The following is a 22,208-nucleotide window of genomic DNA, read 5'->3' on the forward strand; positions in this document are numbered from 1 at the left end:
ACTGCGCGTGATCGTCAAAGGTGTAGTTGATCGTTTTCTGTCGAGAGGATGACTATGACCTGCGCGAGTCTCGAGTCTGCAATGCTGCGCTGGGTGCGTGCGCCGAACAAGGGCGTGCGTCGTATCGCGATTCTGTTGTTCAACGACTGCTCGCTGCAAGGAGCGGGAGTTATCGCCGAGGTGTTCCAGGCTGCCAACGAACTCTCCACTTCCGGTTCGGGCGCGTGGCTGTACGACGTATCGTTTTTATCCGCCGACGGCGGCATGGTGAGTTCGTCGTCGGGGTTGCGCGTATGGACCGACGGACTCGATGCGCGCCATTACGTCGGCTTCGATGCGCTCTATGTGGCGGGCGGCAAGGGCGCGGCGTCCGCAGCGCGCGATGAGCGTGTGCTCGGATGGCTGCGGCGGGTGCGTCGCAACACCGCGATGATCCGCTCCATCGCCGAAGGGCGCGCGGTGCTCGACGCGGCGGCGCTGCCCGAGGACAAGGATGCGAGCGACCTGCGCCAGCCAACTATGGCCAGGAATGGTACGGGTTCGGCAGAGCAGGGTGCCGTCGAACTGAGCGACCGGCTGGAATCGATGCGCAGCGCGCTTGCGATGATCAAGCGCGATCTGGGCAACGCGACCGCACGCTCGGCAGCCGAACGGCTGCTGTCGGACTCGTGCACGAACCTCGCGCCGCTGCTCGGCGAGGACGGCGGCATGAGTCCCGGCGACAAGGTTCGCGCGGCGGCGCGCTGGCTGCAGGAAAACTGCCAGGAGGCGATTTCGATTGCGGATGCCGCGCAGTTCGCGGCGATGAGCGAGCGCAACTTTCTGCGCCGCTTCAAGATGGAAATGGGTATTACGCCGTCGAGTTTCCTGTTGCACGAGCGCCTCGCGGTGACGTGCAGCCTGTTGACCGAATCGGAATTGCCGGTCGACAAGATCGCCCGTCGAACCGGGATGGGCAACGGCGATCGGCTCGCGAAAGTGTTTCGCAAGCGGATGAGGATTTCGCCGACCGAGTTCAGGATTCAAAGCCGCCGCATGGCGGGCGAGTAGCGCCGACGGAGCCAGCCCGGTCACCGCGCAGTGCAGGCGGGGACCGGTCCGTTGTTCGTTGTACCTTGCAGACCGATGAGGATTCCAGACATGTTGACGCAGGCAGGTGTGAGCGCCCCATCCGTCGAGCCGAACGGCGCAAGCGCCGGGGTTGCTGGCGCGCGCTGCGCGCGCATCGTCCCGGTCATTCTCGCGGGCGGCTCGGGCACGCGGCTTTGGCCGGTGTCGCGCGAAAGCTTTCCGAAGCAGCTGATCGACGTGGTCGGCTCCGACTCGCTGCTGCAGGCGACCGCGCGGCGGCTCGAGGGCTTCCCGGCGGGCTGGAGCGTCGACGCATCGCCGATCGTCGTGTGCGGCGAAGAGCATCGCTTCGTGATCGCCGAACAGTTGCATGAAAACGGCGTCGACGCGCGTCTGATCGTCGAACCTGCGCGCCGCGACACGGCGCCGGCGCTGACACTCGCGGCATCGCTCGCGTGCGCCGCCGGCGACGACGCGATCCTGATCGTGATGCCGGCCGATCACGCGATCGCGGACGTGCCCGCGCTGCAGCGCGCGCTGGCGTGCGCGGCGCACCACGCGAGCGAGGGCGCGATCGCGACGCTCGGCGTGCCGCCGACGCGTCCCGACACCGGCTTCGGCTATATCCGCATCGGCGCGGCATTGGCCGCCGGCGGCCACGCGATCGACGGTTTCGTCGAGAAGCCCGCCGAGGAAATCGCGCGGCAATACGTGAGCGCGGGCACCTATTGGTGGAATAGCGGCATCTTCATCGTGCGTGCGCGCGTGTGGCTCGACACGCTCGCGTCGCTGCGGCCCGACATGCATGCGCCGTGCACGAGCGCGTTCGCGAGCGGCAAGCAGGACGGCGACGTGTTCCGGCCGTCGCACGACACGTTCCTCGACGTGCCCGCCGATTCGATCGACTACGCGGTGATGGAGCGTCTGACCGAACCACCGCCGGCAGAAGGCGACAGCGCGAGCAACGCCGACACGCAAGGCGCGGCGCCGAGCGAGACGCAAGCTCGAAACCCGGCCGCGGACATGCCGCCCGGCGTCGTGATCCCGCTCGAAGCCGGCTGGTCCGACCTCGGCTCGTGGGACGCGGTATGGGCCGCGATGGAGAAGGACCCGAACGGCAACGCCGGGCGCGGGCGCGTGACGTTCGAAGGCGCGGTGTCCTGCTATGCGCATTCGGAAGGGCGGCTCGTCGCGTGCGTCGGCACCGCCAACGTCGTCGTGGTCGAGACCGCCGACGCGGTGCTCGTGGTGGACCGCTCGCATGTGCAGGACGTCAAGGGGCTCGTGTCGCGCATCAAGGCGCAGCACGCGCCGGAGGCCGACGCGCATCGCAAGGTGCGGCGCCCTTGGGGCTTCTACGATTCGATCGATCACGGCGAGCGCTTCCAGGTCAAGCGCATCGTCGTGACGCCCGGCGCGAAGCTGTCATTGCAACTGCATCATCACCGCGCCGAGCATTGGGTGGTCGTGCGAGGCACCGCGCTCGTCACGCGCGGCGAAGAGCAGTTCCTGCTCAGCGAAAACGAATCGACCTATATTCCGCTCGGCACGCGTCACCGGCTCGAAAACCCGGGCAGAGTGCCGCTTGAAATCATCGAAATTCAGTCGGGTACCTATCTCGGCGAAGACGACATCGTGCGGTTTGACGACAACTACGGCCGCTGCCCGTAGGCAGCCCATGCACACCCTTTTTGCGTACAGGAAGGCAGAACGAGGGAAGGAAAATGCGCAAGTTTCAGGATCTGCTCGCGCAGATTTTCGATGTCGCTTTGGTATTGGTGGGCGCGACCGTGGCGTCACGGATTCGCTTCGACTATCTCGGCCAGTCGGGTTTCTACTGGGCGCTGGTGATGTTTTCGGCTGCGTTCGCGCTCGCGATCTTCCCCGCGTTCGGGGTATATGAATCATGGCGCGGACGCTCGAAGCTCGGGCTCGCCGGGCAGGTGTCGCTCGCGTGGCTGATCGTGCAGGCCTGCGCGCTCGTGCTGATGTACTCGCTGCATCGCATCGATATCGTGTCGCGGCTGTGGTTCTCGTACTGGACGGCGACGACGGGCGGCCTGCTGATCGCGAATCGGGTGATTACGCACGCGGTGCTCGCGCGGGCGCGCGGCGCGGGCATGAACCTGCATCAGGTCGCGATCGTCGGCAGCGGCTCGCAGTGCGATGCGATCCTGCGCCGCATCGAGTCGGCGCCGAGCGCGGGCTTTCGCGCGACCGCCGTCTACAACACGCGCCCGGACGACTCTGGCGTGACGAATCCGCGCGTGCCGGTGTTCGATCGCGTCGATCTGCTGGCCGACTACATCCGCAGCAACGACGTGCACGAGCTATGGCTGATGCTGTCGCTGTCCGAAGAGCCGCTGATCTGCGCGCTGATCGACGAGTTCCGCGACGACCTCGTGAATATCCGCTTCATGCCGGACGTGCGCAGTCATGCGCTGTTCGAAGGCAGCGGCGTGGTCGATCTGCTCGGCATGCCGGCGATCAATCTGGTCGCCTCGCCGCTGTCGGCCAACGCGATGCTGAAGAAGGAAATTTTCGACCGGCTGTTCGCGGCGGCCGCGATCGTGGCCCTCGCGCCGCTGCTCGTTTGCATCGCGATCGCGGTGAAGCTCTCGTCGCGCGGACCGGTGCTGTTCAAACAGAAGCGCAAGGGCGCGGACGGCCGCGTGTTTACGATCTACAAGTTCCGCTCGATGCGCGTGCATACCGAAGCGAAGGGCACCTTGAGCCAGGCGACGCGCAACGACAAGCGCGTGACGAAAGTGGGCGCGTTTTTGCGCCGCACGAGCCTCGACGAGCTGCCGCAATTTTTCAACGTGTTGCGTGGCGACATGTCGGTCGTAGGACCGCGTCCCCATGCGCTCGAGCACGACGACCTCTATCAGAAGGTGGTCGCGGGCTATATCCATCGCTACCGGATCAAACCGGGAATCACGGGCTGGGCGCAGATCAACGGCTTCCGTGGCGAAACCGACCGCATCGAGAAGATGGAGCGTCGCGTCGAACATGACCTGTACTACCTGGGTCACTGGTCGTTCGCACTCGATATGCGGATCATCGGCGCGACGATTGTCGCCGGACTGGTGCATCGAAACGCTTATTAGAAAGTCATAACAACGCCTCGGGGCGAAGGAGTAAAGATCATGAGCTCACTTGGTTTTCGCACAGGAAGTCTTGTGGTTTTCGCTAGTGCAGCAGTATTGCTTTCCGGATGCCAGATCGTGCCGGGACAACGGATGATCACGCCGGCCGGGATTCAGGACACGGGTGGCGAATTCAGTACCGAAGCTTCGCAGCAGAAGCAGATTCCGATCACCGATATCAATCTGGAACTGCTGAGGAAGATTGGCGCCGATCAGAAGGCTTCCCAACTGCCGCCGGAGACGGCGGGGCTGTTCGGCAAGCCGGCGCCGTACAAGCTGGGCCCTGGCGACGTGCTGCAGATCGTCGTGTGGGATCACCCGGAACTCGCGGCCGCTCTTGGCCAGCCGCCGAGCAATTCGCGCCCTAGCGATGCGATGCCGGGCTTCCTGATCGATGAAACCGGCGACATCCAGTTTCCGTATGCGGGCACACTGCACGTCGTGGGCAAGACCGTCTCGCAGATCCAGCGCGAATTGAATCAGCGTTTGAGCAAGGTGTACCAGAAGCCTGAGATAACGGTGCGCGTCGCGTCGTTCCGTAACGCGACGGTGTATGTCGATGGCGAAGTGCGCACGCCGGGCACGCAATCGATCAACGACGTCCCGATGTCGCTGACGAACGCGATCGGTCTGGGCGGCGGCTTCACCACGACCGCGGATCGCAGCCGCGTCGATCTGATCCGCAACGGCACGACCTATAGGCTGAACATCGACGACCTCGTCAAACGCGGCCGCAATCCGTCGGAAATCTATCTGCAGCCGGGCGATACCGTGCGCGTGAACGCGCGCGAAGACAGCGGCGTCTACGTGATGGGCGAAGTCAACAAGCCGGCCACGGTGCTGCCGCTGCGCAACGGCTCGCTGACGCTGTCGCAGGCGATCTCCGACGGCGGCAGCTTCGACTCGAACACGGCCTCGGGGCAGCAACTGTTCGTGATCCGCAATTCGACCAGCGAGTCGCCGCAGATCTATCACCTCGATGCGACCTCGCCGGTGGCGATGCTGCTCGCGAACCAGTTCGAGCTGCAGCCGAAGGACATCGTGTACGTCGGCCAGGGCGGTCTCGTTCGCTTCAACCGCGTGCTGAACCTGCTGTTGCCGGCGATCAACGCGGCGGTGACGGGAGTCGTCGTGTCGAAGTAACGCAGGCGTGACGCGATATCTGAACCGGCAGGCCTTGTTGGGTGAAAACATGGCAATCAATTACGAAAATCGCTACGCCGGCGTGTATGAACCGGGGCAGTTGCATCTGTCGGACTACGTGCGCACGATCGTGCGCGGTTGGCGCACGATCCTCATCGTGACGCTGATCGCGCTCGCGCTCGGTAGCGCGTACGCGTTCCTCACGCCGCCGGTCTATCGTTCGGACGTGCTGTTTCACGTTCAGGACAGGACGGCGAATGCGGCGAACGTCAATGCGAACGGCCGGGATGCGGCATCGCCGCTTCCCGGCGCGTACGATTCGAAGCCGTCGACCGCGGCGCAGATCGAGCTTTTGAAGTCGCGTCTCGTCACCGAGGAAGCGGTCCGCGCGCTGCACCTCGACATCACGGCGAAGCCGCGTTATCTGCCGGTGATCGGCAGCAGGATCGCGGGACTCGTGAACGGGCACTGGTGGTTCCGGCTGCCGTCGTTCATCAACCTGCGCGGATTCGCGTGGGGCAACGAGAGCATCGCGGTGTCGCGCTTCGACGTGTCGAAGGACCTGTACGGCGAGACCTTCACGCTGGTTGCGGGCGCCGGCAACACCTTCATGCTGCGCGATCCTCACGGCAGCGCGATTCTGTCGGGGCGCGTCGGCGAGACCGTGCAGACCGATACCGCGGTCGGGCCGATCACGCTGCACGTCGACACACTGGTCGGGGCGCCGGGCTCGCGTTTCGAACTGACGCGCGCTTCGACGCTCGGCACGGTGGAGCGTCTGGCGAAGACGATGGTCGTGCAGGAGACGGCCGAGGACTCCGGCGTGATCCGCGTGAGCCTCGAAGGCGCCGACCCGGCGCTGACCGCGGCGATCGTCAACAACGTGGCGCGCCAGTTCGTGCGCCAGGATCTGGCGAGCCGTTCGAGCGAGTCCGATCACACGCTCGCGTATCTCGAGCAGCAACTGCCCGCCGCGCGCAAGGCGCTCGACGATGCGGAAGAACGCTACGGCAAGTTCCGCAATACCCATGGCACTATCGATCTCGGCGAAGAAAGCAAGCTGCTGCTGCAGCAGATCGTCGACAACAAGACGAAGCTGCTCGATCTGCAGCAGCAGCGCGCGGAGCTATTGCAGAAGTTCACGCCGAACCATCCGACGGTCGCCGCGCTCGATGCGCAGATCGCCGCATTGCAGGGCGCGCAGAGCACGATGAACCGCAGCGTCTCGACGATGCCCGACACCGAGCAGACCGCGTTGCGTCTGCAGCGCGACGTGCACGTGAACACCGATCTCTACACGAACCTGCTCAACAGCGTGCAGCGGCTGCGGGTGGCGCAGGCCGGGCAGGTGGGCGGCGTGCGCGTGGTGGACTTCGCCGAAACGCCCGACGATCCGGTGCGGCCCAAGCGGATGCTGGTGATTTTGATGTCGCTCGGCGGCGGCCTCGTGCTCGGCTTGCTGCTGGTGTTCCTGGAGCGCGCGATGCGCGGCGGCGTGGAGCGCCCGGACGAACTCGAGGGGATGCTCGGCGTGCCGGTATTCGCGGTGGTGCCGCGCAGCCAGACGCAATTGCGTCTGCAGGAAAAGGTGTCATTGCGTCAGCGCGGGCAGCATGTGCTCGCGCAGCAGGCGCCCGAGGATCTCGCGGTGGAGGGCGTGCGCAATCTGCGCACGTCGCTGCAGTTGTCGCTCGATCATGCGGCCAACAACGTCGTGATGATCACCGGGTCGCGGCCCGATGCGGGCAAGTCGTTTCTGTCGGTGAATCTGGCGACGCTGGTCGCGTCGGCAAACAAGCGCGTGCTGATCATCGACGGTGACATGCGGCGCGGCGACGTGCATTCGCATTTCGGCGTCAGTCATCGGCCGGGACTGTCCGACGTGCTGTGCGGTGGCGATCTCAACGCGATGATCCAGCGCGACGTGCTGCCAGGCCTCGACGTGCTCGCGAAAGGCACGCTCCCTTCGCACCCGGCCGAGCTGTTGATGAGCCGACGCTTCGAGGCGATGCTCGAGCTGCTGAAGCCGCAATACGACGTCGTGATCATCGATACACCGCCGGTGCTCGCCGTGACCGATTCGACGCTGATCGGCAAATACGCGGCGACGTCGCTGCTGGTCGTGCGGCATGGGCGTCAGCCGCTGCACGAGATCATCGAAACCGCGAAACGCTTGCGTAACGGTGGTGTCGGCCTGCGCGGCGTGCTGCTCACCGACGTGCCGCAGGAAGCCGCGTTCCTCGGCTCGGGGTATCAGGGCGGCTATTACGGCTACGACAGCATCGTCGGTTGACACGGCTGCCCGCGCGGCGCGTCTTTGGGGGGCGCCGCGCGGGCAGGCGTGATTGGCGGCATGCTCGTGCCGCCATCTCGCGAGATCCCTAGCAATCCTTAGCTCAGTGGTGGCGCAGCAGATCGCGCAATGCGTGCGACTCTTCCGCCGGCGGCTCCACGGTCTGCCACGCCGACGGCGGGATGGTCTGCCACGCCGATTCGTGCGACGCGAGCGAGACGAGGCGCTGCGCGTCCTTGCTGCTCGAATCGATCCGCAACGCTTCGTTGGCGTTGTGCGACGCGCACTCCCAACGTCCGACGTTGCTACAGCCGCGCGCGAGACTGAGCAACGCGTCCCGTTGCTGCTCTAGCGTGCTGACCTGGGCGCGCATGCCGCGCGCGTCGCGATTGTTGGGCTGCGCGGTGATGGCCGCGGCGAGGCGCGCTTTGGTCGCCGACAGATTGCCTCGTTGCAGATAGCCGCGCGCGGCTTTCAGATTGCGCTCGGCGTCGGCGCGCTGTTTGTGGGCAAGCGTGAGCGGGGCGGCCAACGTGTCGGTGTTGCTGCTGTGGTTGGTGTTGATCGACGCGACCGCCGTACCGCGCGGCGTGGTCGTGGCGACGCCCGCGCCCGATTTCGTGGTTGGCGCTGCGGTGGGTGCGGTCGTGACGATGAGTGGAGACGATGGCACGACGGCCGGCGTGGTCGCAACGACTGACGGTGACGGTCGGGCCGGGATGGGTGCAGTCGCCCCGGCTGGCGGTGACGATCGCGTCACGGTAGACGCGGACGCCACGACGGGCGGTGCTGCGCGAGCTACGGTCGGCGTGGTCGCCACGGCCGGCGGTGCCGAGCGCGTTACGGTTAGCGCGGACGCGACGACGGGCGGTGCTGTGCGAGCTACGGTCGGCGTGGTCGCCACGGCTGGCGGTGCCGATCGCGTTACGATTAGCGCGGACGCGACAACGGGCGGTGCTGCGCGAGCTACGGTCGGCGTGGTCGCTACGGCTGGCGGTGCCGATCGCGTTACGGTTAGCGCGGACGCGACGACGGGCGGTGCCGCGCGAGCTACGGTCGGCGTGGTCGCCGCGGCGGTCGGCGCCGAGCGCGCTACGGTTGGCGCGGTCGCCACGACGGGCGATGACGATGGTGCGACGGTCGAGGTGGTGGCCACGACTGGCGGTGACGACCGCGCCAAGGTGGGCGCGGTCGCAACGACGGGCGACGAGGACGGCGCGACGTTCGGCGTGGCCGCCACGGCCGGCGGTGACGATCGCGTTACGGTGGGCGCGGACGCGACGACGGGCGGTGACGAGCGCGCCACGGCAGGCGCGGTCGCCACGACCTGCGACGCCGATGACGCGACAGGCGCGCTCACATTCGCCGGTTGCTGCCGCGCGACGATCACGGGACGCGGCGCTTGCGCGACGATCGACGCGGGCGCCGGCGCCGCATTCCGCGCAACGCTCTGCGCAGGGACTTGCCCAGGCGTATCCGGGTGCACTGTGCCGAAGAACGTCACGGGCGTGTCGACGGTCGCATCGTCGTCGAGAAGAACGAAGCCGATATACACGGCGCCGAGCGTCGCGAGCGCGGCCGCGGTTAGCGCAAGTGGGTGCCGCCGTCGACGTCCGCCCGGCTCGAACGTGGCCTCGTCGAGCAATTCGTAGGGGCTCATCTTCGTTTGCGCGGAGCGCCGCGAGGCACGGTCCGCGGGCAAGCCCGCGGCCGCTGGCAGCGGGTCGAGTTGCGCGTGCGATGTACTCAGCGCCCGGGATCGCGCGGTGCGCTCGCCGGGCTTGTCGTCCGTATCGAACGAATCGATCGGCAGCGCATGGCATGCGGGACACGGCGAAAAGCGGCCCGGCAGCGGCACGCCGCAGTATGCGCAGTGATGGAAAAATGGCTGGTCGGAAGTCGAGTCGCGCGGCATGGCCGTGTCGCTCCACTGGCGCCGAAGGTCGGCGCCATTAAAAAGAATGAATGCGACGACGCTCGCAGGCGGCGTCGGCCGAACTACTGGACGACGTAACCGCGCGCCTGCATGCACGCGCCGTAGGCGGCCCAATAGCGGGTCATCGGAGGCTCGGGCGCGGGCAGCGGCGGCAGCTTCACGTTGGACGCCGCGTTGGCCTGCATCGAAGCGCCCGCTCCATCCGACGCGCCGGCTGCCGCGCTCGCGCCCGGTGTCGCCGACGATGTGCTCAGCGGTGCGTTCGCCGTCGCGGTGGCCGGTGCCCCTGGCGCACTGGCGCCGTTCGCGGCTTCGTTCACGTGCTTCGCCGACGCTGCGCCGCCAGGCGCTTGCGCGCCGGCGAGCGGCGCGCTCGCGGCTTCGGGCGCGCTCGCGTTCCACGGCAGCGGCGTGGCCGAGAAGGAACTCGGGGGAAGCGGGGGTTTCGACGCTACGCCGGTCGACGCACCTTTGGCCGCCGGCGGATGACGCGGCGGAATCTGCGACTCGTGGGCCATGTTGACCCCGGTCACGCGGTTCGCCTCGGCGTAGCACATCGCGTTATCGATGCTGCGCTCGTAAGGGCTCTGACTTCGGATCGGATAGGTGACTGGCCGCCACGCGAACGCGGCAGTGCTCGTCACCAATAGCGTCAGTACGGTATATGTTTTGAATGCCATCGCAGTCACTCCCGCAGCGATGTCTCGCCTTTTTGTGTTTGATGTCGTGTCGTGTTCGAGCTTGTTGTCGATGCCTGGCGCTCGTGTTTCTGTCCCGGCCTGCCGATAAGCCGTGGCGTTGCGGTGCTCGTGCCACGGCTCCCGGAAGGGCACGTCGCAAATGCCGCTTTAACGAGCGTAGCACCGCGGCTTGGCCGCGCGATGCATCGAATAGCGCGCGAAAACGCCATCGTGCAGTGCAATCAGGACACAATCGGCGAGGCGGCGTTGAAGATCGGGACAATCCCTGGTCGCCACGAAGGATCGTCAGGAGTCGAAGATGAAGAATCCATCGTATCGCTATCGATCGCTTTGCGCTGCGCTTTGTTTGTCGATGCAGTCGCTCGCCGCGCCGCTCGCGAGCGGCGCGAGCGACGCCAACATGAGCGCGGAGACGGCGGGCGAGCGGGCGAGATTCGCGCACGCGTTTTGCGGCGTTCCGCCCGAGCGCATCGGCGCCTATAAGGAGCGGCTCCGAAAGATGCAGACCGGAGCGACCGATTTCGATCAGCACTGGGACGCGGGCTGGCATCGCGCCGACGACACCAATAGCCAGATGAACGCACTACGCGAGCGGGATCCGAAGGAATTCGCGGCGCGCATCAAGGTCGATTGCGAGCGGCTCAAGTGGATGGCGGGAAATGCGTTGCACCCACCTGCGCAGAAGTGGGTCGAACCGGACGAGCCGGTCGGTGACGCGGGCCGTACGGGCCCTGTGACCTTATGCTCGATCGGACCGGGGTTTTCCCTGGAAATAGGAGATCCGACGGTACCGAGTACGGTGCGCGACTGCAGTTTGTCTGCGATACCGCCCCTTCGCCGTTCGGCGACAAGCCCTAAATCTCGCCGCAAGTATTTGTTTTTGCGTGGGTTCGCAGCTCACGCGCATGACTGCGCCGACGCGCCCGCACGGCGCCGGTCGCGCCAACCCTCCGCCCACGGTTTTGTCGAGGTTCAGCCAAGGTTGAACTGCTGGTCTCGACGCTGCGAGGCTCTTCGGGACGGTCGCTCAGCCAAGGTTGAACCGAAGATTCAATTAACTTTGAACTTTCCTGGGTTTGGTTCATTTAACCTTGAACTTGCTGACTCACGGTAGCCGCATGGGCGATCAGCCTACGTGGTAATTCCGTAGTCGGCCACGAGCGGTGCAACTTCCTTAAATCCGTGTCCATCCCGATGGCGCTCCGTCGCCCGAGTCTATCGTTAGCTCGCGCTTCCTCGCGTCAATTACGGCCAAAAATGTGGCACTAAGCAATGCAATAAGCACCGCGACCATAGTCGGTACCAGTACGTCGATGGTGAGGCCAAATATGATGGTGCTGAACGAGACGGCCAGTCCAGAATAGGCTGCTGCCCGAATGGTGGCGTCGGCCGCGCGGCGGCTGCGCCAGAAATAGACTGACAGGCCGAAGTAGAACAGCATAAGAGACAGTACGCCGATCGAGCCCTGTTCGGCGAGCGTCGAGAAGAAGTCACTATGAGCGCGCTCGTTGACGATTCCAGCATCTGCTATACCCCGTTGTGCCAGCTCGCCAAGTGCACCCTCCAAGTGTCCCTTACCCACTCCGTACACCGGGTGCTCCATAAACAATCGGTATGAGGCCAGCCACAACTGGATACGTATCCCGACAGACGTGTGGTCTTTACCTTGATGCATCAATACATAGTCGGTTGCAATATCCTTTATGCGATGCGCGACGCGCTCGTTTGACCAAAGCGCACCGGCGACCACCACGATCATGATGGTTGATACGAGCAGGCTCTTTCTGTTTGCGAACCATTGATATTGGGCGCCGAGCAGCACGACGAAGACTGGGATGGCAAGCCATCCGCCACGGGTTCCGGAAAGGTACGACGCATAGCCACCGCACAGAAACGCCGACATCTTGACTATCAGCATGCGCCAATTGCGCGGACCATCCCAGCCGAGCGTAAATATCGACAGAAACGCGAGCAACAGGGCCGTATCTCCGAACGGGATGGCATTCGTGTAGTAGTTGTCGAGCCGGCTGTTGTCGGTCCACCCGCCCTGCGAGCGCATGATCAACGCCCAGCCTCCGACGACGATGGCGCCCACCGCACAACCCCAGCCGATCGCTCGCAAATTCCGCGAGGGCAATTGACGCAAAAGCAGGAACACCGGCAGCGCTAGCGCGAAGCGCGAGATCGAGTCGAATTCCCGTGGCATCCAATACCCAAGTAACGGTTGTTGGACGATGATCGCTATAAGGGCGGTCACCATGCCGACGGTGTACCAACGGTATCGGTGCAAAGGCGAGAAGAAGCCGTCGGCTCGGTGGAAGCGTACCGTGATGCAAAGCGCTAGCGCCAGGAGCACGAAGAAGCAATATCCGGTACCACCCCGCCAAACGAGGTTGAGAGCAGGTGCAAAAAATAGAAGTGCGGAGACAAACCAAAGCAAACTGGGGGGGAAGACCATCGGGCGAGCATTCCTTGCTAATCGGCTACTGTTATGCGCGGTATTGGTCGCGGAGCTCAGCGCTCGTTCGAAATCGTGTGCGGCGGGCGATTATAACCATGCCTGCTTCGTAGTGTCAGATGATTTCCGGATTGTGGGATAATGCACCGCATCATGCTCAATTATGTCCGGTGACTTCGCCGCAGCGAGATGATCAGTCTCAAAATACTCAACAATTAAGTAAAAAATACGCAACCCCGGCGAGAGTCCTTTCGATCTGGGGTCAGCGTATCGGGGCCCTAGAGATTGTGGAATTCAGAGAAGATATAAATGGCCTGCGAGCCATCGCTGTACTGTCGGTTGTCCTTTACCACTTCGGCGTGCCTGCATTTGGCGGCGGATTCATAGGGGTTGATATTTTTTTCGTTATTTCCGGCTACCTGTTAACGGGTATTGCGCGCCGGGATCTCGAATTCGGTCGCTATTCAGTCGTCAGGTTTCTCTCGAACCGACTGCGCCGAATCTTTCCAGCCCTTTGTGCGGTTTTGGCAGCCTGCGTCCTCTGGGCGACGTATTCCTATCTGCCGGGGGACTATAAGCGGATCGTCCGCGATGCCACGTCGGCATTGGTGCTCCGCTCAAATTATGCATTTGTCGACAATGCCGGCTACTTTGCACCGGACGCCAGACAGAACATCGTGCTGCATACATGGTCGCTGTCAGTCGAGTCCCAGTTTTATCTCGTCTTCGCACTGCTTTGCAGTGTCTTTTGGCCGAGATTCGGGCAGTTCGCGCGGAAAGTCGGTTTCGCACTTTTCTCGGCTTTGGGTATGGCGTCGCTGGGGTGGTGTCTTGTGCACACGACTATCAATCAGCCGGCCTCGTTCTACCTGCTCTGGAGTCGTGCGTGGGAATTCATGGCAGGCTCGATGGTGTCCATTTACGGCTCTCGAAACCTTCGCATTGCTCACGCGAACACGCTTGCCAGCCTCGGGGCAATCTTGCTGACAGCCAGTATTGTAGGTCTCGATTCCGCGATGCCCTATCCGGGGTGGCGGGCCATGTTTCCCGTGATGGGGACGATGCTGATCATCTACGCAAAGCGAGGCTATGTCGCGCAAATTCTGGGCACGACTCCTTTCCAGTTCGTCGGCCGCATTTCGTATTCCGTGTACCTATGGCATTGGCCGTTGCTGGTAGCATTTCGCGAACGTACCGGTGTCGACCCGTCCCCGCTCCAGATCGTTCTGCTCCTCGTCGCAACTGTTGCTGTTGGCTGGATGTCGTTTCAATTCGTAGAGCAGCCTACACGTCGACGGGCGCGGAATTCGCACCTTGCGGTCGCGTTGGTGACAACAATCGCGGCAGGCTTCATTTTCTCAGGCGTTCTCTCGTGGAACCAGGGTTGGCCCCAAAGGTTGCCTGCGTACCTTCAGCAAGCCGTTGCCGCCCGGGAACAGCCGAACCCCCTCGCGGCCCAGTGCATGCGCCAAGCCGATGGAACCAAGCGGTCGCCTGGCGACTTTTGCCGGCTCGGTGACGCGGGTGATACGCGGCCGCCCATAGTAATGCTTTGGGGTGACTCCTTTGCCAGCGGCTTGCAGCCCACCGTCTCGTCAATCTTGAGCGATTTGGGCGTTCCTGGAATTGTGGCCTCAGAGGGAGGATGCCCGCCCTTCATAGGACCGACTTTCAAGGGCTCCGGTGCAGAAATATTCCCGGGATGCGAGAACTATGCGAACTTCACGTTCAAATACTTCGACCGTACGCCATCCATTTCTCTCGTGATCGTCGCCGGAGACTGGAAGCGCTACAACGCTGACTACGAAGGGCGTGTGCTCAAGAAGATCGCTGAGATTCTGGCAACGCGGGGCGGGCGCATGGTCATCTTCGGCGCAGTCCCGGACCCTCAAGGAGATGTTCCCCACCTATGGGCCCGTGCGCAGTTTCAGGCAGGGCGCGCAATCGATGAGCTGACTGTTCCGCGTGCTTCGCAAACCGAACTGATCGACAAGGTCGAGAGAATTGTCGGTCCCGCATTGAAGGTCGGAAATGGGACCGTAGTCGAACCGTTTAAATCGCTTTGTTCGGATGACTTCTGCTACAGCGTGAAGGGAAACCGTGCACTTTTTATGGACACTGACCATTTGAACAAGGCCGGCCTGGCGTATGTGCAGCCATTGATGAAAACAGCAATTACTCGGGCGCGCGATGAAATAGAGGCGGAGGCCCATAGGCAATCTGGGAATTCCGTGCCAGTCGTCTCAGTGCAGCGCAATCAGCCAGGCTAAACTCGTGTTCGCGGGGTTCATCTCTGGACCTTTGTATACCGGATCAAAAGTCAGCGCTGGATCCCAACCGCTCTTGTCGCGCGTCTTAGCGTTGAACGATTGAAGAACCGCCCTGGGGCTCAACTGGCGTCGATGTGCAGTCGGTCAGCCACGACCCATCGCAGCAGTTCGTCGAGACCAGCGAGTTCGCAGTTCAGGGCACTGCCGAGGCCAAACGCGGCAACAGAAGCATTACATTGAGTCACGGCAAAAATATCTATCGTTGTTCCATGCTTTAACCAGCAGGAATTCATCGCTGAAACGCTCGAATCAGTGTTGCATCAGTCGTTTACCGATTGGGAATGTATCGTTGTCAACGATGGTTCGACGGACGACTCGGAGGCCGTCTTTCAGCGATACGCAAAAAAGGATCATCGGTTCCGGTCGTTCGCCAAGAAAAACGCAGGGGTCGCTGCAGCGCGAAATTTCGGCTTCGCCCAGGCAAATGGCGATCTCTTTGTGCCGCTTGATGGCGACGACAAGATTCATCCTGATTTCCTGCGGCGGGCCCTGGAATGAAGGTGACCCGGTTCGACGGACGGATATGCAGCCAGCCGGTCACAGTAGGTCAACTCGGCGAGCAGCCATTCGACCGTAGACTGCTCCGGTCTGACGATCGCCGTGCAACCCCGAATGACTGTCCCTCGCCGCACTGAGTCCCACAGCCCCTGACTCGGCCTGCCCCTAAGTGGACATCGACTCGGCGAGAACCCTTAGCACCTGCAGCATCGCTAGACCCCCGCGGTGAATTGCTCGGTGCCGCTAGGACTCCACCTAAACGACCAAGGTATGGTGCTGGGTGACCGCTACCACTGATTGTCCGGCAGGCGTCTCCGATTCGAACGCGGTTAAGCGTGATATTTCATGTGTAGCACGGAGTGCTATCCACACGGACGCCCCCAAACAGCGCCATCAATAAAGGGGGTTCGATCAAGACCCGGCAACTTCGCTGGCTACATCTTTCCTATTTCTGACCGCGTCCCGTCTGGGGGCGGGAATTCCCTGGGTACACCCAGCCGCAAGGTGCAATGGTCGCTTCATCATAGAGTGCGGTGGCGTCGGGGTTCCGTCAGTCGGTGCACCTACCTCTATGGACTGGCGCTATATAGTTGTTTTTACGTGGGAAATTTGTTGAACATCCCAGGCGTGTGAGGGGACGGGGAGTTCCAACTTAGATGACCAAAGTTCAAAGTTGAATGAACCTCGACAGCTGCTCCCCACTTCTTGAATTTGTCACTACCCGTCCATATAATTAGCACTCGCTGCACGAGAGTGCTAACAACATCTCCGGTTGGCTCGTCCAGCCGGGTTTTCTCAGCGTTCTTCAGTCTCAATCAGAGAGGAGTATGTATGAACCTTCGTCCTTTGCATGATCGCGTGATCGTCAAGCGTCTGGATCAGGAAACCAAGACCGCGTCGGGCATCGTGATTCCCGAAGCCGCAGCGGAAAAGCCGGATCAAGGTGAAATCCTCGCAGTCGGCCCGGGCAAGCGCGACGACAAGGGCGCAGCGATCGCCCTCGACGTGAAGGTCGGCGACCGCGTCCTGTTCGGCAAGTACGCAGGCCAGACCGTCAAGGTCGACGGCAACGAACTGCTGGTGATGCGCGAAGAAGACATCATGGCCGTGGTGCAGAAGTAAGCGCAAAGTCGCTACTTCCCCGGTGATATCCAAAGTATTCAAGGAGTTAGAAGATGGCAGCTAAAGACGTCGTATTCGGTGATTCCGCCCGTGCCAAGATGGTCGAAGGCGTGAACATTCTCGCCAACGCCGTGAAGGTCACGCTGGGTCCGAAGGGCCGCAACGTGGTCCTCGAGCGCAGCTTCGGCGGCCCGACGGTCACCAAGGACGGTGTGTCGGTCGCAAAAGAGATCGAACTGAAAGACAAGCTCCAGAACATGGGCGCGCAAATGGTCAAGGAAGTCGCTTCCAAGACCAGCGACAACGCAGGCGACGGCACGACGACCGCTACGGTTCTCGCGCAATCGATCGTCCGCGAAGGCATGAAGTACGTCGCATCGGGCATGAACCCGATGGACCTGAAGCGCGGCATCGACAAGGCTGTTGCAGCCGCAATCGAAGAACTGCGCAAGATCAGCAAGCCGTGCACGACCAACAAGGAAATCGCCCAGGTTGGCGCGATCTCGGCGAACAGCGATTCGTCGATCGGCGAGCGCATCGCTGAAGCAATGGACAAGGTCGGCAAGGAAGGCGTGATCACCGTCGAAGACGGCAAGTCGCTGCAAGACGAGCTGGACGTCGTCGAAGGTATGCAATTCGACCGCGGCTACCTGTCGCCGTACTTCATCAACAACCCGGACAAGCAAGTTGCCGTGCTCGACAACCCGTTCGTGCTGCTGCACGACAAGAAGGTGTCGAACATCCGTGATCTGCTGCCGGTTCTGGAACAAGTCGCGAAGGCTGGCCGTCCGCTCTTGATCATCGCTGAAGATGTCGAAGGCGAAGCGCTCGCAACGCTGGTCGTCAACAACATCCGCGGCATCCTGAAGACCGTTGCTGTGAAGGCACCGGGCTTCGGCGATCGTCGTAAGGCGATGCTGGAAGACATCGCGATCCTGACCGGCGGCCAGGTCATCGCAGAAGAAACCGGCCTCACGCTCGAGAAGGCAACGCTGGCTGAACTGGGCCAGGCGAAGCGTATCGAAGTGGGCAAGGAAAACACCACGATCATCGACGGCGCTGGCGAAGCAGCGAACATCGAAGCTCGCGTCAAGCAAGTGCGCAAGCAGATCGAAGAAGCGACCTCGGACTATGACCGTGAAAAGCTGCAAGAACGCGTTGCCAAGCTGGCAGGCGGCGTTGCAGTGATCAAGGTCGGTGCTGCGACCGAAGTCGAAATGAAGGAAAAGAAGGCACGTGTCGAAGACGCACTGCACGCAACGCGCGCAGCTGTGGAAGAAGGCATCGTCGCTGGTGGCGGCGTCGCGCTGATCCGTGCGCGTACGGCGATCGCTGGCCTGAAGGGCGCAAACGCCGATCAGGACGCAGGTATCAAGATCGTTCTGCGTGCAATGGAAGAGCCGCTGCGCCAGATCGTCACCAACGGTGGCGAAGAAGCGAGCGTCGTCGTGGCAGCGGTTGCTGCTGGCAAGGGCAACTACGGCTACAACGCAGCGACCGGCGAGTACGTCGACCTGGTTGACGCAGGTGTCGTGGACCCGACGAAGGTGACGCGCACGGCGCTGCAAAACGCAGCTTCGGTTGCTGGCCTGCTGCTGACGACCGACGCAGCTGTCTGCGAACTGCCGAAGGAAGAAGCTCCGATGCCTGGCGGCATGCCCGGCGGCATGGGCGGCATGGGCATGGACATGTAATTCCGCTCGGGCCTCGTGGTCCGGCCGCGTGGTTGAACTGCCGCGCGTCTGGATCACGGACGAGGCTCGCTTGGAAGATCATGTGGGGGGGCGCCGCGAGGCGTTTCCTCAAACGAAAAAACCCGCTCAGGCGGGTTTTTTCGTTTGGAGCCGGCGTTGATGTGGCGGCCAGCAAGCGCTTCCGGACGCCCTTTGTCCGGATCAGGCGCCCGCGACGTGAGCCGTACGCTGAGCCGATCTTCCGAGACACTTTTCGTGCAGGTAGTGGAAAATCTGCGCGACGCTTTGCGCGGGGCTCAGCGTTCCGGTTTCGACGTGCAGGTCAGGATCGATCGGTGCTTCATAGGGCGCTGATACGCCGGTGAACGAGCTGATCTCGCCAGACCTCGCTTTCGCGTAAAGACCTTTGGGATCGCGGCTTGCGCAGATGGCGAGCGAGGCGGACACGTAGGTTTCGACGAACTTGTCGGCTCCGATGATCTCGCGCGCCATTGCGCGGTCTTCGCGTAGCGGTGAAATCAGCGCGGTAATCACGATCAAACCCGCATCGTTCATCAACTGGGCGACGTGCGCGACGCGGCGGATGTTTTCGCGCCGGTCGTCGCGCTCGAAGCCCAGGTCGCTCGCCAGACCGTGGCGGATGTTATCGCCGTCGAGCACATAGCAGGCATGACCGAGCGCGATTAGCCGCTCTTCGAGCGCGAACGCCAGTGTGGATTTACCGACGCCGGACAGGCCGGTCAGCCATATCGTGGCGGGCGTCTGATCGAATATGCGCATGCGGTCCTGCGCCGCGATCTTGCCGGTGAAGCGTTGCACGAAGATGGGCGGCTCTTTCATGTATAAGTTCTCCTGTCTCCTTTGGCTCACTCGCAGTGCCAGCCTTGTCGCCACGTGCCAGCGTTGTGCAGGCGTTCCGTGGAATCCGCGATCGTAACGCAAAAGCCTTCTGGGATGCCGTCTGGCAGCGCAATTGAAAATCCGCTGTTCGAACTCGGATAGCCGGCGCTTGCCACATCGGGCCGCGGTTCGCCGCTGAGGCCGGTTGCGACGATCTGCGCGCCGATCCGCACTTCGAGCGGCACTTGCCGCTCTGGCCTGCTCAAGTTGACGGCCCAGCCGCGCACTACACCGTCCCCCACCGTGTCGACGAAGCCGTCGAACAGGTCGGCTAGCGGACGCCGCTGGCTTTGCGCGAACTCCAGATAAGTATCGATCGGCGTCAGATCGAAGCGGCGGATCACCTGATGCACGCGCGACAGGAATGAGCCGTCGATGCCTAGAACGGTTGCGCTATAAATGTGCGGATTCTCGAGCTGATCTATTTCTGCCTGGATCACGCGGACCAATTCGAGTGCATTCGAAAAGACGCTGCCCGATTTTTTCGCATAAGCTTCGACGATGCGATTGGCATCGCGAAACAGCTCATAATCAAGACTATTGTCATCGATAAATTTCGGTCTTGCTGCTTCGCTTAACAGGGCTGTGCCATTCGGTTTGCCATTAATGCGGTTCGCTTGGAAGCAGAACCGTAATTTCATTCCGGTCGAACCGCACAACCGCAGTAAGAATTCGCTCATGTCCTCGCAGACGCCCACGGTACCGATATGTTCGCGCAAATGGATTTGCGCGACGGCGAGGGATGCTTCGTTGACCGCCGGTTCGCCGCTCAGCATCTGCACGAACAGGTTCCGGCCGCCGAGCGATTCGCTGACCCACTCGTCGAGCGATAGCACGCCTTGAAGCGCCATAGCCTCCGGCGTCGACACGCTGACCCCGCGCATGATTTGGCCGTTCTTGCCGTTCGCGGCATACCGGTAGTGAGAGATGTGGCGCGAGAGCGGATCGCGCAGGATCGTGCAGTAGTTGACCGGATGTTTCATCACCCGATGAATCCCAAACGGATGATGTCCACCGCCGACTTGCGTCTCGAGCAGCTTCGCGCGACAGTTTCCCCACCCATCCTGATCCCAAACAAAGCTAATGAATTGATCATTACCTTTGTTCAAATCAAAGCACGAAATAACGGTCGAACCGCCGCATTTCGGTGGATGGATAAAAAAGGTCGGAAAAGACATGTGGGGACATATGGCTGTCAGTGATGCGTAAAGTCTAGGCAAAAGGTGTCCTTGACGTTGTAACGTTTAATTACGCAGGAACACGTCTGGTTACATTGGCGCGAAGACGCGCTGAATGAAAAAACCCGCCTGATAGCGGGTTTCTACTCGATTACCGAAGAATGACGAGGTCAGTGTCGCGCTTCCCCGGGCGCTGCGCCCTTGCCTTGGGCCGGCGGGGTTTCGTCGTCGTCGCTGCCGCGTGCCCAGAAGAAACGATCGGGCATGTACGCCCCCATGCCGGGCCGGAACGCATTGCGCACCGCCTGGTACAGATACTCCTGGCTTTCGCGCACCGCTTCCGCGGGCTCCTGGCCGTTGGCGAGCAGCGCGGCGATCGCCGCGCCAAGCGTATCGGTCAGGCCCGTCAGCCGATGGGGCGCACGGTCCCACAAGTCCTGACGCAACTGGCCGTCCTCGCTGAAAAGCGTGTTGACGAGCCGGTGCGTGCCGGTTTCGGTCGACAGAATGTACTCGCAGCCCTGCGACAGCAGATGCGAGATCGCGGCGTCGAGGCTCGGCGCCTCCGCGTCGCCGTCGGGCTGCGCAAGCGCGAGCAGCGTTGACGAGTCGGCGACCAGCAGCGTGGTTTGCGGGGCGAGCAGATCGGCGATCGCTTCGCGCAGTTCGTCGGCGGCGAGGACGTGTTCGTCGTCGAGCGTGAAGTCCGGGGCGAGGATCAGCGGGACATCGTCGTAGTCGGCGACCACTTCCGCGATCGCGCTGACCACCTCGGCGCGCGTGCACGCGCCGACCTTGAAGGCGGCGATCGGCATGTCCTCGAGCAGCATGCGCGCCTGCGTCGCGACGATGTCAGGGTCGAGGCCGGTGACTTCATCGCAGCTCGCCGAGTCGCGCACGGTATAGCCCGTGAGCACGGATACGCCGTGGCAGCCCATGCTGGCAAGTGTCATCAGGTCCGCCTGCAGGCCGGAGCCGCCAGTGGGATCGGAGAGGCCGAAGGTGAGGACGATCGGAGGCGTGTCGCTGGGCATGAAAATGGATAAGAAAAGCAGGATTTCGGCGCACAGTGCGCAATTGGCTCAATTATGCGGCCTAAACCGTTGACAGGGCGTTTTTTCGCGCGGCTTGCCCGAGGGCCCGCTCCACCGTGTCGCTGGCACCCGCCCAACGCGTGGCAAGACGCCGCAAGCGGCGCTGGCACGGCGCGCGGGCGCCCCGCCGAAGGCCGGTCCACGCTGCGGTTGCGCGTTTTCGATTGCTAGGCATGGGGGCGCCAACACGGTACCATCATGGCTCCCGTTTCCACGGACTCAACGACGCGACAAAAGAATGGAATATCAAAGCTGGATGTGCCTGATTTGCGGCTGGATTTACGACGAAGAGGCCGGCTTGCCCGACGAAGGCATTGCGCCGGGCACGCGCTGGGAAGACGTGCCCATCAACTGGACGTGTCCCGAGTGCGGAGCGCGCAAGGAAGACTTCGAAATGGTCCAGATCTGAAGCACGGCAAGCCCCCGCAAGCTTCGGCCCCAAAACGGTGTCCCGAGGTTCGGTCCCGAACCTGAACCCTGAGCTTCAATCCCGAAAGTGAGCGGTGTCGCCACCGCACAATTGCTGCAATCGCTTGATGCGTCCGGCGCGCCCGGCGCCTGTCTCAGCGCGCTAGCGCGGAACATCGCCGGACGCGTCGTGTCGCAACGGTAGTCTGTCATTGTCCTGTCGCCGGTTCGCG

The 22,208-nt window shown here is 62.6% G+C and carries 18 protein-coding genes; 12 read left to right on the forward strand and 6 right to left on the reverse strand.

Annotated elements, in window-relative coordinates:
• Positions 1-54 precede the first annotated feature (54 nt).
• From AB4Y34_RS04860 to AB4Y34_RS04880, 5 genes are all read left to right on the forward strand, one after another.
• On the forward strand, positions 55-1,050 hold the full coding sequence (locus AB4Y34_RS04860) for a GlxA family transcriptional regulator (protein WP_368715431.1): 996 nt from the start codon (positions 55-57) through the stop codon (positions 1,048-1,050).
• Positions 1,051-1,140: 90 nt separating this feature from the next.
• Positions 1,141-2,742 carry a sugar phosphate nucleotidyltransferase gene (locus AB4Y34_RS04865; protein WP_368715392.1) on the forward strand — a complete coding sequence of 534 codons (1,602 nt, stop codon included), beginning with the start codon at positions 1,141-1,143 and terminating at the stop codon, positions 2,740-2,742.
• 53 nt (positions 2,743-2,795) lie between these two features.
• Entirely contained in the window at positions 2,796-4,181 is a 1,386-nt protein-coding gene (locus AB4Y34_RS04870) for an undecaprenyl-phosphate glucose phosphotransferase (protein WP_368715393.1), read from the forward strand.
• 39 nt (positions 4,182-4,220) lie between these two features.
• A complete protein-coding gene (locus tag AB4Y34_RS04875; protein ID WP_368587666.1) occupies positions 4,221-5,363 on the forward strand; it encodes a polysaccharide biosynthesis/export family protein in 1,143 nt (380 codons plus the stop codon).
• Positions 5,364-5,412: 49 nt separating this feature from the next.
• Positions 5,413-7,656 (forward strand): polysaccharide biosynthesis tyrosine autokinase, encoded by a 2,244-nt coding sequence (locus tag AB4Y34_RS04880; RefSeq protein ID WP_368715394.1) that lies wholly within the window; start codon positions 5,413-5,415, stop codon positions 7,654-7,656.
• A gap of 103 nt (positions 7,657-7,759) precedes the next feature.
• Here AB4Y34_RS04880 and AB4Y34_RS04885 read toward each other — a convergent pair whose 3' ends face one another.
• Positions 7,760-8,329, reverse strand: a complete 570-nt coding sequence (locus tag AB4Y34_RS04885; RefSeq protein ID WP_368715395.1) for a hypothetical protein — start codon at positions 8,327-8,329, stop codon at positions 7,760-7,762.
• Positions 8,330-8,375: 46 nt separating this feature from the next.
• Here AB4Y34_RS04885 and AB4Y34_RS04890 point away from each other — a divergent pair, with 46 nt between their 5' ends.
• Positions 8,376-9,308 (forward strand): hypothetical protein, encoded by a 933-nt coding sequence (locus AB4Y34_RS04890; RefSeq protein WP_368715396.1) that lies wholly within the window; start codon positions 8,376-8,378, stop codon positions 9,306-9,308.
• Positions 9,309-9,654: 346 nt separating this feature from the next.
• On the opposite strand, the gene AB4Y34_RS04895 is transcribed toward AB4Y34_RS04890, so the two are convergent.
• Positions 9,655-10,272 (reverse strand): hypothetical protein, encoded by a 618-nt coding sequence (locus AB4Y34_RS04895; RefSeq protein WP_368715397.1) that lies wholly within the window; start codon positions 10,270-10,272, stop codon positions 9,655-9,657.
• 319 nt (positions 10,273-10,591) lie between these two features.
• Between AB4Y34_RS04895 and AB4Y34_RS04900 the strand changes: the two genes are divergently transcribed.
• A complete protein-coding gene (locus tag AB4Y34_RS04900; protein WP_368715398.1) occupies positions 10,592-11,407 on the forward strand; it encodes a hypothetical protein in 816 nt (271 codons plus the stop codon).
• A 60-nt stretch (positions 11,408-11,467) separates the two neighbouring features.
• Here the strand turns inward: AB4Y34_RS04900 and AB4Y34_RS04905 are convergent, their stop codons facing one another.
• On the reverse strand, positions 11,468-12,751 hold the full coding sequence (locus tag AB4Y34_RS04905) for an O-antigen ligase family protein (RefSeq protein ID WP_368715399.1): 1,284 nt from the start codon (positions 12,749-12,751) through the stop codon (positions 11,468-11,470).
• Between the two features lie 119 nt (positions 12,752-12,870).
• Between AB4Y34_RS04905 and AB4Y34_RS04910 the strand changes: the two genes are divergently transcribed.
• The 4 genes from AB4Y34_RS04910 to groL all read left to right on the forward strand — a co-directional run bounded on the left by AB4Y34_RS04910 (position 12,871) and on the right by groL (position 18,395).
• Positions 12,871-15,021, forward strand: coding sequence for an acyltransferase family protein (locus AB4Y34_RS04910; RefSeq protein ID WP_368715400.1), 2,151 nt, complete (start codon positions 12,871-12,873; stop codon positions 15,019-15,021).
• 258 nt (positions 15,022-15,279) lie between these two features.
• Complete coding sequence (locus AB4Y34_RS04915; protein ID WP_368715432.1) at positions 15,280-15,579, forward strand: glycosyltransferase family 2 protein; 300 nt, start codon at positions 15,280-15,282, stop codon at positions 15,577-15,579.
• A gap of 831 nt (positions 15,580-16,410) precedes the next feature.
• A complete protein-coding gene (gene groES / locus AB4Y34_RS04920) occupies positions 16,411-16,701 on the forward strand; it encodes a co-chaperone GroES (protein WP_008923887.1) in 291 nt (96 codons plus the stop codon).
• Positions 16,702-16,754: 53 nt separating this feature from the next.
• Complete coding sequence (gene groL, locus AB4Y34_RS04925; protein ID WP_176109409.1) at positions 16,755-18,395, forward strand: chaperonin GroEL; 1,641 nt, start codon at positions 16,755-16,757, stop codon at positions 18,393-18,395.
• A gap of 201 nt (positions 18,396-18,596) precedes the next feature.
• Here the strand turns inward: groL and cysC are convergent, their stop codons facing one another.
• The 3 genes from cysC to AB4Y34_RS04940 all read right to left on the reverse strand — a co-directional run bounded on the left by cysC (position 18,597) and on the right by AB4Y34_RS04940 (position 21,507).
• The gene (cysC, locus tag AB4Y34_RS04930; protein WP_368715401.1) at positions 18,597-19,235 is read right to left on the reverse strand and encodes an adenylyl-sulfate kinase; all 639 of its coding nucleotides are present in this window, start codon (positions 19,233-19,235) and stop codon (positions 18,597-18,599) included.
• 26 nt (positions 19,236-19,261) lie between these two features.
• Complete coding sequence (locus AB4Y34_RS04935) at positions 19,262-20,473, reverse strand: chondroitin 4-O-sulfotransferase (protein ID WP_368715402.1); 1,212 nt, start codon at positions 20,471-20,473, stop codon at positions 19,262-19,264.
• A 170-nt stretch (positions 20,474-20,643) separates the two neighbouring features.
• Positions 20,644-21,507: a hydroxymethylpyrimidine/phosphomethylpyrimidine kinase gene (locus tag AB4Y34_RS04940; RefSeq protein WP_368594610.1), complete on the reverse strand. Its 864-nt coding sequence runs from the start codon at positions 21,505-21,507 to the stop codon at positions 20,644-20,646.
• A gap of 298 nt (positions 21,508-21,805) precedes the next feature.
• Between AB4Y34_RS04940 and AB4Y34_RS04945 the strand changes: the two genes are divergently transcribed.
• Positions 21,806-21,976, forward strand: a complete 171-nt coding sequence (locus tag AB4Y34_RS04945; protein ID WP_006047743.1) for a rubredoxin — start codon at positions 21,806-21,808, stop codon at positions 21,974-21,976.
• Positions 21,977-22,208: the final 232 nt, after the last annotated feature.

It is taken from the genome of Paraburkholderia sp. BR10954 (assembly GCF_040965775.1).
GTDB classification, from domain to species: domain Bacteria; phylum Pseudomonadota; class Gammaproteobacteria; order Burkholderiales; family Burkholderiaceae; genus Paraburkholderia; species Paraburkholderia youngii.